This window comes from Ramlibacter sp. (assembly GCF_035548915.1).
Taxonomy (GTDB): domain Bacteria; phylum Pseudomonadota; class Gammaproteobacteria; order Burkholderiales; family Burkholderiaceae_C; genus Ramlibacter.
This window is the reverse complement of the sequence record NZ_DASZSE010000014.1, coordinates 31,762-47,940: the sequence shown is the minus strand read 5'-3', so window position 1 is coordinate 47,940 and position 16,179 is coordinate 31,762. Positions and strand designations below refer to the sequence as shown.

13 protein-coding genes are annotated in these 16,179 nt (G+C 69.2%); 9 read left to right on the top strand and 4 right to left on the bottom strand.

Annotated elements, in window-relative coordinates; translation table 11 throughout:
• Nucleotides 1-23 precede the first annotated feature (23 nt).
• The gene (gene fnr, locus VHA82_RS03300) at nt 24-749 is read right to left on the bottom strand and encodes a fumarate/nitrate reduction transcriptional regulator Fnr (protein ID WP_325540246.1); all 726 of its coding nucleotides are present in this window, start codon (nt 747-749) and stop codon (nt 24-26) included.
• A 97-nt stretch (nt 750-846) separates the two neighbouring features.
• Between fnr and hemN the strand changes: the two genes are divergently transcribed.
• The 4 genes from hemN to VHA82_RS03280 all read left to right on the top strand — a co-directional run bounded on the left by hemN (nt 847) and on the right by VHA82_RS03280 (nt 8,225).
• A complete protein-coding gene (gene hemN / locus VHA82_RS03295) occupies nt 847-2,235 on the top strand; it encodes an oxygen-independent coproporphyrinogen III oxidase (RefSeq protein WP_325540244.1) in 1,389 nt (462 codons plus the stop codon).
• A complete protein-coding gene (locus tag VHA82_RS03290) occupies nt 2,235-2,963 on the top strand; it encodes a sulfite exporter TauE/SafE family protein (protein ID WP_325540242.1) in 729 nt (242 codons plus the stop codon). The genes hemN and VHA82_RS03290 overlap by 1 nt, the downstream gene beginning before the upstream one ends.
• A gap of 193 nt (nt 2,964-3,156) precedes the next feature.
• The gene (locus VHA82_RS03285; protein ID WP_325540240.1) at nt 3,157-7,104 is read left to right on the top strand and encodes a PAS domain-containing protein; all 3,948 of its coding nucleotides are present in this window, start codon (nt 3,157-3,159) and stop codon (nt 7,102-7,104) included.
• Nucleotides 7,101-8,225, top strand: coding sequence for a sensor histidine kinase (locus tag VHA82_RS03280; protein ID WP_325540238.1), 1,125 nt, complete (start codon nt 7,101-7,103; stop codon nt 8,223-8,225). The genes VHA82_RS03285 and VHA82_RS03280 overlap by 4 nt, the downstream gene beginning before the upstream one ends.
• A gap of 49 nt (nt 8,226-8,274) precedes the next feature.
• Here the strand turns inward: VHA82_RS03280 and VHA82_RS03275 are convergent, their stop codons facing one another.
• Entirely contained in the window at nt 8,275-8,739 is a 465-nt protein-coding gene (locus tag VHA82_RS03275) for a GNAT family N-acetyltransferase (RefSeq protein ID WP_325540237.1), read from the bottom strand.
• Between the two features lie 97 nt (nt 8,740-8,836).
• On the opposite strand from VHA82_RS03275, the gene VHA82_RS03270 reads away from it, so the two are divergent.
• The 3 genes from VHA82_RS03270 (at nt 8,837) to VHA82_RS03260 (ending at nt 10,004) form a co-directional block, all read left to right on the top strand.
• Nucleotides 8,837-9,217 carry a response regulator gene (locus tag VHA82_RS03270; RefSeq protein WP_325540236.1) on the top strand — a complete coding sequence of 127 codons (381 nt, stop codon included), beginning with the start codon at nt 8,837-8,839 and terminating at the stop codon, nt 9,215-9,217.
• A gap of 70 nt (nt 9,218-9,287) precedes the next feature.
• Nucleotides 9,288-9,500 carry a hypothetical protein gene (locus VHA82_RS03265; protein ID WP_325540234.1) on the top strand — a complete coding sequence of 71 codons (213 nt, stop codon included), beginning with the start codon at nt 9,288-9,290 and terminating at the stop codon, nt 9,498-9,500.
• A gap of 81 nt (nt 9,501-9,581) precedes the next feature.
• The gene (locus tag VHA82_RS03260; RefSeq protein ID WP_325540232.1) at nt 9,582-10,004 is read left to right on the top strand and encodes a hypothetical protein; all 423 of its coding nucleotides are present in this window, start codon (nt 9,582-9,584) and stop codon (nt 10,002-10,004) included.
• A 13-nt stretch (nt 10,005-10,017) separates the two neighbouring features.
• Here VHA82_RS03260 and VHA82_RS03255 read toward each other — a convergent pair whose 3' ends face one another.
• Together VHA82_RS03255 and VHA82_RS03250 are read right to left on the bottom strand one after the other, a co-directional pair.
• Nucleotides 10,018-13,092, bottom strand: coding sequence for an FAD-binding and (Fe-S)-binding domain-containing protein (locus tag VHA82_RS03255; protein WP_325540230.1), 3,075 nt, complete (start codon nt 13,090-13,092; stop codon nt 10,018-10,020).
• Nucleotides 13,089-13,790, bottom strand: coding sequence for a GntR family transcriptional regulator (locus tag VHA82_RS03250; RefSeq protein ID WP_325540228.1), 702 nt, complete (start codon nt 13,788-13,790; stop codon nt 13,089-13,091). The genes VHA82_RS03255 and VHA82_RS03250 overlap by 4 nt, the downstream gene beginning before the upstream one ends.
• Before the next feature lie 114 nt (nt 13,791-13,904).
• Here VHA82_RS03250 and VHA82_RS03245 point away from each other — a divergent pair, with 114 nt between their 5' ends.
• On the top strand, nt 13,905-15,152 hold the full coding sequence (locus VHA82_RS03245; protein WP_325540341.1) for a pyridoxal-phosphate-dependent aminotransferase family protein: 1,248 nt from the start codon (nt 13,905-13,907) through the stop codon (nt 15,150-15,152).
• Between the two features lie 37 nt (nt 15,153-15,189).
• Nucleotides 15,190-16,173, top strand: coding sequence for a TRAP transporter substrate-binding protein (locus VHA82_RS03240; protein ID WP_325540226.1), 984 nt, complete (start codon nt 15,190-15,192; stop codon nt 16,171-16,173).
• The last annotated feature ends 6 nt before the right edge of the window (nt 16,174-16,179 follow it).

Sequence of the window (16,179 nt, the reverse complement as noted above, 5' to 3'; positions counted from 1 at the left end):
AAATCGTTCTCATTCGGTGTCCGCTATTTTTCCGGCTGAGGCATCACGGCGCGCAGCCGTTCGACATCGACGATGCGAACGTGCCGGTAGTCCACTTCGATGATCCCTTCCTCCGCGAAGCGCGAGAACGTCCGGCTCACGGTCTCGAGCTTCAGGCCGAGGTAGCTGCCGATCTCCTGGCGGGTCATGCGCAGGATGAGCTCGGAGCCCGAGAAGCCGCGCGCATGCAGCCGCTGCACGAGGTTCAGCAGGAAGGCCGCGAGCCGCTCTTCGGCGCGCATCGTGCCGAGCAGCAGCATCACCCCGTGCTCGCGCACGATTTCGCGGCTCATCACGCGGTGCAGGTTGTGCTGCAGCGCGCCCACTTCGCGCGCGAGCTCGCCGATCCGCTCGAACGGCATCACGCACACTTCCGCGTCCTCGAGCGCCACCGCGTCGCACGTGTGGCGTTCGTTCACGATGCCGTCCAGCCCGATGATCTCGCCGGCCATCTGAAAGCCCGTCACCTGGTCGCGTCCGTCCTGCGACGTGAGGCAGGTCTTGAAGAAGCCCGTGCGCACGGCAAAGAGCGACTCGAAGGGGTCGCCGTTGCGAAAGAGCGTGGTGCCGCGTTTCACGCGGCGGCGCGTGGCCACGAGCTGGTCGAGCTTGTCGAGGTCCTCCTGCGCAAGGCCCATCGGCATGCACAGCTCGCGCAGGTTGCAATTGGAGCAGGCCACCTTGATGGTGGTTTTCAGGGGGTCTGACATGGGTCAAATTGTCCGGGGCGTCCCGGCCGCGGATTTGATTTGGGTCAAGCGATGCGGGGCACCGCGCGGGCAGAGTGCAGGCTCAGGCGAAGGACTCATGAGCAATCCCCCCATCACCCCCGAGCTGCTGCGCCGCTTCGACGTGCCCGGCCCCCGCTACACGTCCTACCCCACCGCCGACCGGTTCGTGGAAGCGTTCACGGCCGCCGACTACGTGCAGACCCTTTCGCAGCGCCGCGAGGGCCCGGCCGCGCTCGCACTGCCCCTGTCGCTTTACGTGCACCTGCCGTTTTGCGAGTCGCTTTGCTACTACTGCGCCTGCAACAAGATCATCACCCGGCACCATTCGCGAGCGAAGACCTATCTGCGCTATCTCGGCCGCGAGATGGACCTGCACACGACCGTGCTCGGCACCGGCCAGCCCGTGACGCAGCTGCACCTCGGGGGCGGCACGCCCACGTTTCTTTCGGACGCCGAACTGAGCGAGCTCATGGACATGATCCGGCGCAGCTTCGCGCTGGCGCCCGATGCCGAATGCTCGATCGAAGTCGATCCGCGCACGGTCGACGGCACTCGGCTGCAGGCGCTTGCCGACCTCGGCTTCAACCGCATCAGCTTCGGCGTTCAGGACTTCGACCCCGACGTGCAGCGTGCCGTGCACCGCATCCAGCCGGCCGAGCAGGTGTTCGCGCTCATGGAGCACGCGCGCCGCATCGGCTTCGATTCGGTGAACGTGGACCTGATCTACGGTCTGCCGCGCCAGACCCCCGAATCCTTCGCGCGCACGCTGCAGCAGGTGGCGCAGCTGCGGCCGGATCGCATCGCGCTCTACGGCTATGCGCACCTGCCCGAGCGCTTCAAGCCGCAGCGGCGCATCGTCCCGGCCGAACTGCCCGGAGCCGGCAACAAGATCGCGATGCTGTCGCAGGCGCTCGCCGCCTTCATCAGCGCCGACTACGTCTACATCGGCATGGACCACTTCGCGCTGCCGGGCGACGCGCTCGCGCAGGCCAAGCACGAAGGCCGCCTGCACCGCAACTTCCAGGGCTACAGCACCCAGCCCGATTGCGACCTGATCGGGCTCGGGGTCTCCTCGATCGGCCGGGTGGGCGCCACCTACAGCCAGAACGCGAAGACGCTCGAGGAATACTGCGACGCGCTCGACCAGGGGCGCTTTCCGGTGCAGCGCGGGCTCGCGCTCACGCGCGACGATCTCGCCCGGCGCGCGGTGATCATGGCGCTCATGTGCCAGGGGCAGGTCGTGTTCGAGTCGATCGAGCTCGCGTGGCTGCTCGACTTCCCCACGTATTTCGCAAGCGAGCTGGAGCAGCTGAAGCAGATGCAGGCGCAGGGGCTCGTCTGCGTGGACGACGAGGGCATCCGGATCACCGCGGCCGGCTGGTTCTTCGTGCGCGGCGTGGCGATGCTGTTCGACAGGTACCTGCAGGCCGACCGCAACCGCGCGAAGTTCTCGCGGATCATCTGATGGCCGCGTCGCTGCTGGCCGCATCGTTTCTCATGGGACTCGCGGGCGGCCCGCACTGTGCCGCCATGTGCGGCGCCGCTTGCAACGCTCTCGTTGCGCGGCGCGACTCGCCCGGCACGATCGTCGAGTGGGCCGAGCGGCGCATACCCCGGCATCCGTCGCGCCCGCTGCTGTCCTTCCAGCTCGGCCGCCTCCTCGGCTATTGCCTCGCCGGCGCGGCCGCGGGCGCCACCGTCGAAAGCTTCGCCTGGCTTTCCTCCCACACCGCCGCGCTTCGGCCGGTGTGGATGCTGTTCCACCTCGCCGTGCTGGCCTGGGGCCTCGCGCTCATCGTGCTCGCGCGCCAACCGGCCTGGGTCGACAGCGCCGGGCGCGCCGCGTGGCAGCGCGTGCGCCCACTGGCCACGGCGCGTGGCGGCCTCGTTGCCACCGGCGCGTTGTGGGTCTTCATGCCGTGCGGGCTGCTCTATTCGGCGCTGCTCGTCGCCTCGCTCGCCGGCGGGGCGCCGCAGGGCGCGGCCGCCATGGCGCTTTTCGCGCTCGGAAGCGGCCTCGCGCTCGGGCTCTTTCCTGGCGTGCTCTCGCTGCTGTCCGCGCCCGGCAACGGCGCGAGGAAGCAATGGGGCACGCGAGCCGCCGGCGCCTTGCTCGCGGGCGCCGCGGGGTGGGCGCTCTGGGCGGATCTCGCCCATCGCATCGCGCAATTGTGCATACCGCCCGGCGCCTGACGACGCTGCGTGCGGCGCACATGATCCAGCTCAACCGGCGCTGCGACCTTCCCCTCCAGACTCGATCCTCAGTTGCGGAGCATCCGCCGAGGACACAATGGACGAGCAACCGAAGGATCGCAGGCCCTGGCTCTTGACGTCAGTCTGCTTCGCCTTGGCCGCGGCACTCGCCATTGCGTTCACATACGCATCCATGCGTGGCGAATACGACGAGCAGGGCGGCTTCGCCGCCGAACGCGTGCAGGCGGCCGCCGGCGTCCGCGCGGAACAGGTCGCCGCTTGGGTGCGCGAACGCAAGGCCCAGGCGCGCGGCGCGGCCGAAAGCTCGCTCGGCGAGCTGGCGGCGGCGGCCGACGCGGGCGAAGTCCCGGCGATCGTCCGGCTCGCCGCGGCTTTGCAGACCCTGCAGAAGTCAAGCGGTGCGGCTTGCGTGATGGTGACCGATGCGGACGGGGGGGTCGTCGCATCGGCTGGCGCTCGGCCTCAGGTCGCGCGTGACCTGGGCCTGGCGCTGCCGTCCGTGCTGAAGGGCAACTCGCCGGCGCTCCTGGAGCCGGCCTCGGCGGAATTCGCATCGGAGCGCGTGGACTTCGCGGCACCGCTGGCTGCCGAGGCACGAGGCCCGCGCTTCGCGCTCGTCCTGCGCTTCGATCCCCGGCAGGCGCTGCTGCCGATGATCCGAGAATGGCCTCTGCCGGGGGCGCACGGCGCGACAGTGCTTTTCCGCGCGGACGGACAGCCGATCGTGCAATCCCACATGGCGGACTCGCGACCCGGCGAGGCGTCGGCCGCCCTCGCGCGCGCGGTGGCGCAGACAGGGGCTGCCGCCATGGACGAATCGCGCTCGCATGCGGCATTCGCGCAGCCGATCGAAGGCACGCGCTGGATGCTCGCCAGCGAGATTTCGATGGAGTCGTTCTACGAGGACGCCTGGCACGCGGCTTCGCTGAGCGCCATCTTCGCGCTGGGCGCATTGCTCACGCTGGCCCTCGGGGCCTACATGCTGATGCAGCGTCACCGGCTTCAGCTGCAAAGGGCGCTCGGCCGCGAGCAGGCGCAGCGGCTCGAGGTCCTCGCTCTCATCCAGTCGTTCACCGACAACTCGGGCGATCCGATGTACGCGACGGACCTGCAGGGCCGCTACATGATGTTCAACCGGGCCGCGGCGCAGTGCCTGGGCATCGCGCAGCAAGACGTGATCGGCCGTCTCGACACGGAGGTCTTGCGCCCCGACGACGCCGCGCGCATGCGCAATTCCGACCAGCGGGTGATCATCTCGGGCGAGCCGATCCGCTACGAGCACGAGATCGAGACCGGGCAGGGGCGGCGCATTTTCGAGACCTCCAAGGCTCCGCTGCGCGGGCCCGACGGCAACGTCGCCGGGGTCTTCGCCATCCTGCACGACACCACCGCCGCGCGCCGCGCGCAGCGGGAACTGCGCGATGCCGCCGCGACCGTCCAGGCGGTGGGCGATTCGGTGCTCGACCACATCGCGGTGCTCGACGCCGAGGGCGTCGTCACGCGCGCGAACGCGGCTTGGCATGCGTTCCTGAAAGAAGGGCGCTCGGCCGGTTGCGGCGCGATGCCGCGCTGCGCCGTGGGCTCCAACTATGTGGGGTCGCTCGCTTGCGCGCCCGGCGCCGAGGCCGTGCGCGCCTGGGCGGGCGTGCTCGCCGTGCTGCGCGGGCGCGTGGGCGCGTTCACGATGGAATACGCCTGCGACGTGGGCGACGACACGCGCTGGTTCATGCTCAACGTGACGCCGCTCAAGGCAGAAGGCGGCGGCGCGGTCGCCGTGCACACCGACATCACGAGGCTCAAGCGCAGCGAAGCGGAACTCGCGCGGTATCGCGCGGGTCTGGAAGACCAGGTGCGCGAACGCACCGCCATGCTCGAGGAAAGCAACGAACGCCTCGCCGACCGCGAACGGTTCGTGCGGACGATGACCAACAACGTGCCGGCGCTCATCGCCTACTGGGACGCCGGGATGCGCTGCCGATTCTCCAACCGCTCGTATGCCAGGCGTTTCGGCAAGGAACCCTACGAGGCGGTCGGGCTGCATGCGTCGGAGCTGATGGGCGCCGAGATGTACGAGTCGGTCCGGCCAGTCTCCGAGCAGGCGCTCCGGGGCGAGCGCGTGGACTACCCGAAGACGCTCGAGCTCGACGGCTCGAACGTCGACGTCTGGGTGAGCCTGATTCCCGACCGGGTCGACGGCGACGTGCAGGGGTTTTTCGTGCTCGCGATCGAAGTGACCGAGCTGCGCCGCGCCGAAGTGGCCTTGCAGCGCGCCAACGAAGCGCTGCTCGCGCAGCGCGATCGCGCTCAGGCCGCGAGCCGCGCGAAGAGCGCGTTCCTCGCGAACATGAGCCACGAGATGCGCACCCCGATGAATGCCATCCTGGGCTTCACGGACCTCATGCGCGGGGAGGTCGCCGACGGCGCGTGCGACCCGCGCCTGGACAACATCGCGCAGGCGGGCAACTACCTGCTTCAGCTGATCAACGACGTGCTGGACCTCTCCAAGATCGAGTCGGGCAAGCTCACGCTCGCGCACGAGCCGTTCTCGCTCGGCGAGTTGGTCGCGCAGACGCGGATGCTGGTGGCCGAAGCGGCGCAGGCGAAGGGGCTCGTGCTCGAGTGCGACACCGACGGCGCCCCTCCCGCGCTCGTCGGCGACGCGACCCGCCTGTCGCAGGCACTGCTCAACCTTCTCGGCAACGCGGTGAAGTTCACCGAACACGGCAGCGTGCGACTGCGCGTGACGACGGTCGCCGAACACGCCTCGGGCCCCGAGCTCCGGTTCGAGGTGCGGGACACGGGCATCGGTATCGCCGAGGACGTGCAGCCGCGCCTTTTCACGGCATTCGAGCAGGCCGACGTGTCCACCACGCGCCGCTTCGGCGGCTCGGGCCTCGGACTCGCGCTCACCCGCCGACTGGCCGAGCTGATGGGCGGCAGCGCCGGTGTCGCGAGCCGCGAGGGCGTGGGCAGCACGTTCTGGTTCAGCGCGAGGCTCGAGCGCTGCGACGAGGCGAGCCTGGCGCGACGCGCGGCCGGTGCCATCGCGAGCATGCCGGCGGCTCGCGCGGAGGACGCGCCACCCGTGCAGGCCGGCTCGCGCATCCTGGTCGTCGAGGACAACCGCTTCAACCAGGAAGTCGCAGTAGCCGTGCTGCAGCGCCTGGGGCTGCAGCCCGACCTCGCGGCCGACGGCGAGCAGGCGCTCGCGCGGGCGCGCGAGTGCCGCTATGGGCTCGTGCTGATGGACCTGCACATGCCCGTCATGGACGGCTTCGAAGCCGCGCGGCGGATGCGTGGCATCGAGGGCTACGAAACCGTTCCCATCCTCGCTCTCACGGCCGACGCGTTCGGTGAGACTCGCGCGGCCTGCCTCGAAGCGGGGATGAACGACCACATCGCCAAGCCGGTGAGCACGAAGCGGCTGCGCGATGCGATCGGGCGCTGGCTGCCGGCCGCCGCGACGCCGGTGCCGCAGCCCGATGCGGCCCTGCCGGCTCGCCTCGTGGACCGCCTCGCGGGCATCGACGGGTTCGATGCGCTGCAGGGCCTGGAACTCGTGGACGGCGACGAAGCCGCCTACCTCAGGCTGCTGCGCAGCTTCGTCGGCCACCAGGCGGACGGGCTGCCTCAACTCGACGCGGCGCTCGCGGCCCGGCGCCTCGCTCAGGCGAGGCTCATGGTGCATTCGTTCAAGGGTGCGGCGGCCGCGGTCGGCGCGCACGTCGTGCGGCGGCTCGCGCTGTCGCTCGAACGCGCGATCCTGGAGAGTGCGCCGGTCGAGCGGCTGCGGCTTGCGGCCTTCGATCTGCAGTACGAGATCGTGCACCTCGTGGCGGCGCTGCACGATCGCCTGCCGCCTTGCGAATCCATGGCCGAAGAAGCCGGCGGCCAGAGCGATGAAGCGCAGCTCGCGCGCGAGGCCGAAAGCCTCGAGCTGCTGCTGGCTTCGGGCGACTGGTCGGCCGAGCGGCAATGGCGCGACGTGGCCGGCGTGTTTCGCGCGGCCTGGGGCGGCGCGGCCGACGAGATCGGGGCCGCGCTGCGCGAGCACGATCACGAACGCGCGCTGGCGGTCCTCAGGAGATTGAGCGGCCCCGTCGCGGAGGCTTCGCTGTGAGCGCCGCCTGCGCGCCCGATACGCGGGCCACGGTGCTGGTCGTCGACGATTCGCCCGAGTGCCTCGACCTCGTCGGACAAGCGCTCGCGAGCGAATACCGCGTGCGGGTGGCAACGAGCGGCGAGCGGGCGCTCGCGCTCATTGCCAAGTCGCTGCCCGATCTCGTGCTGCTCGACGTGATGATGCCGGGCATGGACGGCTACGCCGTGCTGGATGCGCTTCGGGCCGACGAGCGCACGCGCGGCCTGCCGGTCATCTTCCTGAGCAGCCTGCAGGATACGGACGACGAACTCGCGGGCCTCGCGCTCGGCGCGGCCGACTTCATCGGCAAGCCCGCGCCCGCCACGATCATCCGGGCGCGCGTGCGCACGCAGATCGAGCTCAAGCGCACGCGCGACGAACTCGCGCGCCGCAACGCCGATCTGCAGGACGCGGTCGGCGAACTGCATGCGTTCAACTACACGCTGTCGCACGACCTTCAGGCGCCGCTGCACGCGATCGCGGGATTCGCGGAGGCCCTGCAGCGCGGCGAGGCCGCTTCCCTGTCGCAGCAGGGGCGGCACCGCCTCGAGCGGGTGGTGCAGGGCGCGCGCACCATGAACGGCATGATCAACGACATCCTCGCGTGCTCGCGCGCGGAGCGCGCCCAGCCGCGCCGCGTCGAGGTCGACCTGCATGCGATCGCCTCGGGCGTGGTGGACGAACTCGGCGCCGCGTATGCCTCCACCGTTATCGAAATCGAACCGCTGCCGTGCGTGCAGGGCGATCCGACGCTGATCCGGCAGGTGTTTTCCAATCTCGTGGGCAACGCGCTCAAGTTTTCCGCGGGCGCCGCCGAGCCGCGCGTGCGGATCGAAGGCTTGCGAGTTGAGGATGAAGTCGAGATTCGGGTGCGCGACAACGGCGCGGGCTTCGACTCCGCGTATGCCGGCAAGCTGTTCGGCTTGTTCCAGCGCCTGCACAAGCAAGAGGAGTTCCCGGGCACGGGCGTCGGGCTCGCGATCGTGAAGCGCATCGTTGCGCGCCACGGCGGGCGCGTCGCCGCGGAGTCGATCCCCGGCGGCTGGACCACGTTCACTTTCCGTCTTCCCTCGCGCACCGAAGAGCCTGCCGCCGCGTGATTCGCAGCTCGCCTGTCGCATCGAGCGCGAACGCTCGCAGCGCGAATGCTTACTGCGCCGGCGCCGTAGCCGGGCGCAGCACGTATCGCACGAACCCATCGGCCTGGGTGAAGCGGTCGTAAAGGCGCCGCGCCCGCGTGTTGTCCTCGCGGGTCATCCAGTAGATGCGCGCCCAGCCTTCCGCGCGCATCGCGTTGCGCAGCCACTCGATGAGCGCCGAGCCCACGCCGTGGCGGCGCGCTTCCTCGGCGACGAAGAGGTCTTCCAGGTAGCACACGGGCTGGGTTTCCCAGGTGTTCTCGTGCACCACGCAATTCGCGAAGCCGCGAACGCGGCCATCGATCTCGGCCACGATGCACATCACCGCGGAATCCGGATCGAGGATGCGCTGCCAGGTGCGCTGAGTCGCCTCGGGCGGCAGAGGCACGGAGTAGAAGTCGCAATAGCCGCGCCAGAGCGCGCGCCAGACCGGTTCGTCCGAGGGGAGGGCGGCGCGGATGAGGGCAGTGACCATGTCGCATTTTGGCGCCGTTGCTCGGAAAGCGCAGCTGTCCTACAGACGCCCGTCGCCGCAGGAGTACCCAATAGGGCTTTGCCGAGCTGTGCCTGCCGTGGACCTGCGTGTCTTTCTTGTCGAGGATCACCAGCGCATGGGAGCGCTCCTCGCGGACCTGTTCAGCAGCATGGGCGGCCTCGCCCTCGTGGGTACCGCCGCCTCCGAAGCCGAAGCGTTCCTGTGGCTCGAGGAGCATCGGGGTCGTTGGGACCTCGCCGTGGTCGACCTCATCCTCGACGAGGGCAGCGGCATGGGCGTGATCCAGCGCTGCCGGGCCACGAACCCCGAAGGACGCATCGTCGTGTTCAGCAGCTACGCGACCCCCGCGGTGTGCGCGCATTGCATGAAGCTCGGCGCGCAGGAGGTGTTCGACAAGCAGGACGCCAAGCGCTTCACCGAATACTGCGCTCGGCTTTCTCCGGCGCCGGGTGCGTGAAGGCAGCCCGTACAACCGCCGACAAATTCGTCCTACCGCCGCGCCGGCCCGGCAAGGGTACATCGGCTGCATGACCCATGAGAAAGACGGCGGCACGAGCATGCGCGAGGCGAAGGCCCGCGCCTCGTGGACCAACGAGACCTTGCCGCTTCGCATCCGCCGCGAACTTCTGCAGCGCGAAATTCGCGAAGTGATCCGCGGGCGCCGAACCGGGCAGGACGCGCCGGAGCCATCCGACCCCGGGGCGCCCGATTCCCGCGTGCGCCGCCTGAGGCAGGCCTGAATTGCGCGGCGCTGCAACGTCTGTAACCGGGAATGGACGCCCTGCTTGCGCCACGATGTTTCTCGCGCACACTTCCCGCTCATGAAACCGCCCGGCTCGTCTTCGGTGCCGCCCGACTCGGATTTCGGCGGAAACTCGTCGGCCGACAAGATGCCGCGCCAGACCGACAGCCAGCGCCGCCGCGCGCTCGCGCATGTCGTGCTGCACGAGGCGATGCGGCGCCACGGCATCCCGTCCGACTGGATCGTCGGGCACATTCTGTTCGTGCAGAACGCGCGCGGCCGCGAGCGGCTCATCGTGCAGTTCGTGGTGCAAAAGGGAGACGACCAGCTCGTGGGCCACGTGCAGCGATTCCAGGCGGACTTCCTGCGCGAGCTGCAGCGGCAGGACCCGCGCGCGCGCGACTGGCTCGAGGCGGTGTGCTGGGAATTCAGCGGCACGCGCGACCCGCGCTGGGCGACCCTGCCCGCGCCGTCCTTCTGGACCGAAGCCGCCGCGGCTTGACTCGGCTTCCCCTTCAGCCCCCCTTCAGCTGCCCCGCGAGCAGCACCGCGGCGTGCACGGCCTCGCGCCCGAGCCCGTCGCGGATCTGGTGGCGGCAGCTCGTGCCGTCGGCCACGACGATCGCGCCGCGTTGCGCGCGGAGCGCGGGGAACAGGGAGAGTTGCGCCATCGCCATCGAAACTTCCACGTGGCTCGCTTCGTAGCCGAAGGCGCCGGCCATCCCGCAGCAACTGGATTCGACGAGTTGCGGCTGCAAGCCGGGGATGAGCTTCAGGACGTCGAGCACGGGCGAGACGGCGCCGAACGCCTTCTGATGGCAGTGGCCGTGCACGAGCACGGGCGCGCCGACCGGGGCAAGTCTCGCCTGCAGCGGCGCGAGCCGGCCCGCGGCCGCTTCGCGCGCGAGGAATTCCTCGAAGAGAAGCGCGTGCTTCGCCACTTCCTGCGCGTTCGAGCCCAGGCCGAGCGCGAGCGCTTCGTCGCGCAGCGTGAGCAGGCACGATGGCTCCAGCCCCACGATCGCGATGCCGCGCCGGGCGAACGGGTGCAATGCATTCACGAGGCCGCTCGCTCTGGCGCGCGCCTTCTCCACCATGCCGGTCGCGAGATACGTGCGGCCGCAGCAGAGATGGCCGCTCGTCTCGTCGTCCTTCGCCGCGACGTGCACCGTGTAGCCCGCCGCGCGCAGGACCCGGAACGCGGCCCAGGCGGTTTCCGATTCGAAAAAGCCGTTGAACGTGTCGACGAAAAGCACGGCCGGCTTCTCGGCGGCGAACACTTCGTCGCGCGTGGCCGAGCGCAGCGGGCGGTTGAAGAAGTGCTGGCGGCGCCAGGCGGGCAGGCTGCGCGAGGCCGCCAAACCGGTCAGCGCCTGCGTCATGCGCGCCACGAGCCGACTGCGGTTGCGCAGGTTGAGAAGCCATGCGAAGCGGCTCGCCGTCGCCGCGTAGGCGGGCAGCTGCCCGATGAGGCGATCGCGCAGCGTGAAGCCGTTTTTCCTGCGGTCGTGATGCAGGAACTCCACCTTCATGCGCGCCATGTCCACGCCCGTCGGGCAGTCGCGCTTGCAGCCCTTGCAGCTCACGCAAAGATCGAGCGCCTCGCGCACCGCATCGCTCGCGAGCCCGTCGGGCCCGAGCTGGCCGCTCAATGCGAGACGCAGCGTGTTGGCGCGCCCACGGGTGACATGCCGCTCGTCGCGCGTCACGCGAAAACTCGGGCACATGGTGCCCGCATCGAACTTGCGGCAGTGGCCGTTGTTGTTGCACATCTCCACCGCCTTGGCGAAGCCTTGCGCGGCGTCCCCGCCGGTGCCGGGCGGGGTGGTGCGTTCGGTGGCGGGATCGTTCTGCACGTCCCATTCGCTCCAGTCGAGCGCGGGCGCAAGCGGGATCACGCGATATGACGGCGCAAAGCGCATGAGGCGCGTGTCGTCCATGCGCGGCGGCTCGACGATGCGCTGCGGCGCGAGAAGCCCCTCCGGGTCGAAGAGCTTCTTGATCTCGGCGAAGGCTTGCGTGATCTTCGGGCCGAACTGCCAGGCGATCCACTCGCCGCGGCAAAGCCCGTCGCCGTGCTCGCCGCTGTAGGCGCCCTTGTACTTGCGAACGAGCGCCGATGCCTCCTCGGCGATGGCGCGCATCTTTCTCGCGCCGTCCTTGCGCATGTCGAGGATCGGCCGCACGTGCAGCGTCCCGACCGAGGCGTGCGCGTACCACGTGCCCCGCGTGCCGTGCCGGCGGAAGACCTGCGTGAGCGCGTCGGTGTATTCGGCAAGGTGCTGCAGGGGCACCGCGCAGTCCTCGATGAAGCTCACCGGCTTGCCGTCGCCCCTCAGGCTCATCATGATGTTCAGGCCGGCCTTGCGGACTTCCCACAGATTCTTCTGCGAGGCGTCGTCCACGAGGTGCACGACCGATCCCGGCAGGCCGCGGTCTCCCATCAGCTCCTCGAGCTGCTGGAGCTTGCGCGCGAGCGATCGCCGGTCGTCGCCCGAGAATTCGACCAGCAGAAGCGCATCGGGCCGGCCGATGAGCGACGCGCGCACGGTCGATTCGAATGCGGGATTGCGCAGCGCAAGCTCGATCATCGTGCGGTCGACGAGCTCCACCGCCGTGAGGCTGCGATCCTCCGCGCCGAGCGCGACGATGTGCTGCGCGGTATCCATCGCCTTGTAGAAGGTCGGGAAGTTCACGACCCCGAGCACCTTCGCGCGCGCAAGCGGCGCGAGCGCGAGGGTGAGGTTCTTCGTGAGCGCGAGCGTGCCTTCGCTGCCCACGAGCAGGTGCGCGAGATTCACGCCGCCGTCGCCGGTGTAGGGCCGCTCGCTCTGGTTGCGGAAGATGTCGAGGTTGTAGCCGCCGACGCGGCGCATCACCTTCGGCCAGCGCCGGTCGATCTCGGGGGCGAGCAGCGACGCGAGGTCCTTCACGCGCCGGCCGATTTCGCGCGCGCCGCCGGCGCAGCGTTCGTAGGATTCGAAGCGGTGATGGGCTCCGTCGGAGGTCCACGCCTCGATCGCGAGCACGTTGTGCACCATGTTGCCGTAGGCGATGCTGCGGCTGCCGCACGAGTTGTTCCCCGCCATGCCGCCCAGCGTCGCCTGCGCGCTCGTGGAGACGTCCACCGGATACCACAGGCCGCTCTTCTTCAACTGCGCGTTCAGGTGGTCCAGCACGATGCCGGGCTCCACGACCGCCGTCGCATTGGCGCTATCGAATTCCAGCAGCGCGCGCACGTGCTTCGAGAAGTCGATCACGAGCCCGGCGCCCACGGTCTGGCCGCACTGGCTCGTGCCCGCGCCCCGGGCGACGACCGGCACCTTGAGATCGCGGCAGATGTCGAGCGCGGCGCGCGCTTCGTCGCTCGTGCGTGGCACGAACACGCCGACGGGCATCACCTGGTAGATGGAGGCGTCCGTCGCATAGCGGCCGCGGTCGGCCGCGGAGAAGAGCACTTCGCCCTTCGTCTCGCTCGCGAGGCGCTGCGCAAGCCGCCCTGCCAGCTCGCTTTGCGTCGCGTGCGCGACGCGGTCGTAGGCGTTCGCGTCCGCGCCGCGCGCGACCCGCAGGGGCAGCGGTGCGTTCATGTGCGCGTGCCCTTCTTCCTCTGGGTCCGCTCTTCACGCGAGTGCAGCTGCTGCAGCACCACGTCGAGCTTGTTCTTCAGGTGCGCGATCAGCACCCGGCGCATGGCCGCCGCGTCCCGGCGCGCGAGGGCGTCCACCATCAGCTCGTGCTCGCGCATCGCCGTCTTCCACTTTTCTCCATCCTGGTTGGAGCGAAAGCGCAGTGCCTGCAGGCGCGCGTTCACGCGATCGTACGTGGCGGAAAGCACCGGGTTCCTCGCGGCCGCGTTGATCGCGCTGTGGATCTTCGCGTTGAGCCGGTAGTAGGCGCGCAGGTCGCGGCGCGTGTACGCCGCGAGCATCTCGAAGTGCATCGCGCGCAGCTCCGCGAGCTCCTCGTCGGTGATGCGCTCGGCCGCGAGCTCGCCCGAAAGCGCTTCGAGCCCGCCCATCACCTCGAACGTATGGCGGATGTCCTCCTCGCCGAGCTCGATGGCGATCGCGCCCCGGTTGGGCACGAGCTCGACCAGGCCCTCGGCGGCGAGCCGCTTGATCGCTTCGCGCAGCGGCGTGCGCGAGACGTCGAGCGCCTCGCAGAGTTCGCGCTCGTTCAGCTTGGCGCCCGGCGCGATGGTTCCTTCCACCAGCATGCGGCGCAGCTCCTGCGTCACGTGCTCGTGCAGGCCGGCACGCGGAATGGAGATGATCTCGGCCGACATAGGCCGATTTTTGCATACAACTCCGTGCAGCCCGAAAGACTTCATAGGGAAATTCCGTTGCGGCCATTCCGGTTTTTTGCATACAAAATGAGTTTTCGTTCGCCGCGCCGCCTCATGCTCGAGCTCGACTTCCATCCCACCGGACATCACTTCCTGCAGATTCCCGGGCCGTCGCCCGTGCCCGATCGCATCCTGCGGGCGATGAGCATGCCCACCATCGATCATCGCGGGCCCGAGTTCGGCGCGCTCGGCCTGCGCGTGCTGAAGGGCGTCGCCGAGGTGTTCCAGACGAAGCATCCCGTCGTCATCTATCCCGCCTCCGGCACGGGGGCGTGGGAAGCCGCGCTCGCCAACACGATGAGCGCGGGCGATGACGTGCTGATGTACGAAACCGGGCACTTCGCCGCGCTCTGGCACAGGATGGCGACTCGCCTGGGCCTGAGGGCCGAACGCATCGGCCTGCCCGGGGTGGAAGGCTGGCGGCGCGGCGTGCAGGCGCATCTCATCGAGGAGCGGCTCGCCGCCGACCGCGAGCATGCCATCAAGGCGGTGTGCGTCGTGCACAACGAAACCTCGACGGGCGCCACGAGCGACATCCTCGCCGTGCGTCGCGCGATCGACGCGGCGAAGCATCCGGCGCTTCTCATGGTCGATTCGATTTCCGGTCTCGCATCGGCCGAGTACCGGCACGACGAGTGGGGCGCGGACGTCACGATCGCGGGCTCGCAAAAGGGTCTGATGCTGCCGCCGGGCATCAGCTTCAACGCGCTGTCGCCAAGAGCGATCGAGGCAAGCCGCTTCGCGAAGCTGCCGAAATCGTTCTGGGCCTGGGACGAGATGATGGAGGCGAACCGGACGGGCTACTTTCCCTACACGCCCGCCACGAATCTGCTCTACGGGCTCGCGGAATCGTGCGACATGCTGCTCGACGACACCCACGGCGGGCTCGCGGGTGCGTTCGCGCGTCACCGCCGCTGGGGCGAAGCCGTGCGCGCGGCCGTGGCCGCATGGGGGCTCGAGACGCAGTGCGTCGAGCCGCAATCGCATTCGCCCGTGCTGACCGGCGTGGTGATGCCGCCGGGCGTCGATGCCGATCGGGTGCGCAAGCTCATCCACGAGCGCTTCGACCTTTCGCTCGGCACGGGCCTGGGCAAGGTGAAGGGCCGCATGTTTCGCATCGGGCACCTTGGCAACTGCAACGACCTCACGCTCGTGGCGGCGCTCGGCGGCTGCGAGATGGGCCTGAAGCTCGCCGGCGTGAAGCTGGCGGCTTCGGGGGTGCAGGCCGCCATGGCGCACTTTGCGGAGCATCCGCTGCCGCTGCATGCAGGCGCCGCGCCGCGGCGCGCGGCGAGCGAGTGATGAAGTACCCGAAGTCCAACGAGACAGGAGACAAGCCATGAGAAGACTCTTTGCGATGGCCGCGGCCGCGGCCTTCACCGCGGCGTGCGTCATGCCGCTTTGCGCGGCGGCGCAGACCGAGCTGAAGCTCGGCCACGTCGGGGAGCCCGGATCGCTCTTCCAGCTGAGCGCCGACGAGTTCGCGCGGCGCGTGAACGAGAAGCTCGCGGGCAAGGTGAAGGTCGTCACGTACGGCTCGAGCCAGCTCGGCGGCGACAAGGAGCTGATCCAGAAGCTCAAGCTCGGCACGGTCGACCTCGCGGCGCCCTCCACGGTGATGACGTCCGAACTCGACGTCTACGGCATCTTCGAGCTGCCCTACATGGTGAAGGACCGCAAGCACATGGCGAAGATCGAGCGCGAGATCTTCTGGCCCGTGATCGCGCCCGAGACCGAGAAGAAGGGCCTGAAGGTGCTCGCGGTCTGGGAGAACGGCTACCGCCACATCACGAACAACAAGCATCCGGTGCGCGTGCCCGAGGACCTGAAGGGCATCAAGCTGCGCGTGCCCGAGGGCAAGTGGCGCGTGAAGATGTTCCAGGAGTACGGCGCGAACCCGAGCCCCATGAAGTTCTCCGAGCTGTTCACCGCGCTGCAGACCGGCGTGATGGACGGCCAGGAAAACCCGTTCGCGCAGATCTGGTCGGCGAAGCTGCAGGAAGTGCAGAAGTACCTCTCGCTCTCGGGGCACGTGTACACGCCGGCCTATCTCATCGCGGGCTCGAAGAAATACGCGACGCTGCCCGCGGACGTGCGCAAGGTCCTCGAGGACACCGCGCGCGAGACGCAGGCCTTCATCTACCAGACGGCCGAGCGCCAGGAAACCGAGCTGCTCGCGAAGCTGAAGCAAGCCGGGATGCAGGTGAACGAAGTGGACAAGGACGCATTCATCAAGGCCAGCAAGCCGATCTACGACGAGTTCGCGAAGGAAGTGCCCGCCGCGAAGCCTCTGATCGACAAGGCCATCGCGCTCGGCCGCTGAAGGAGT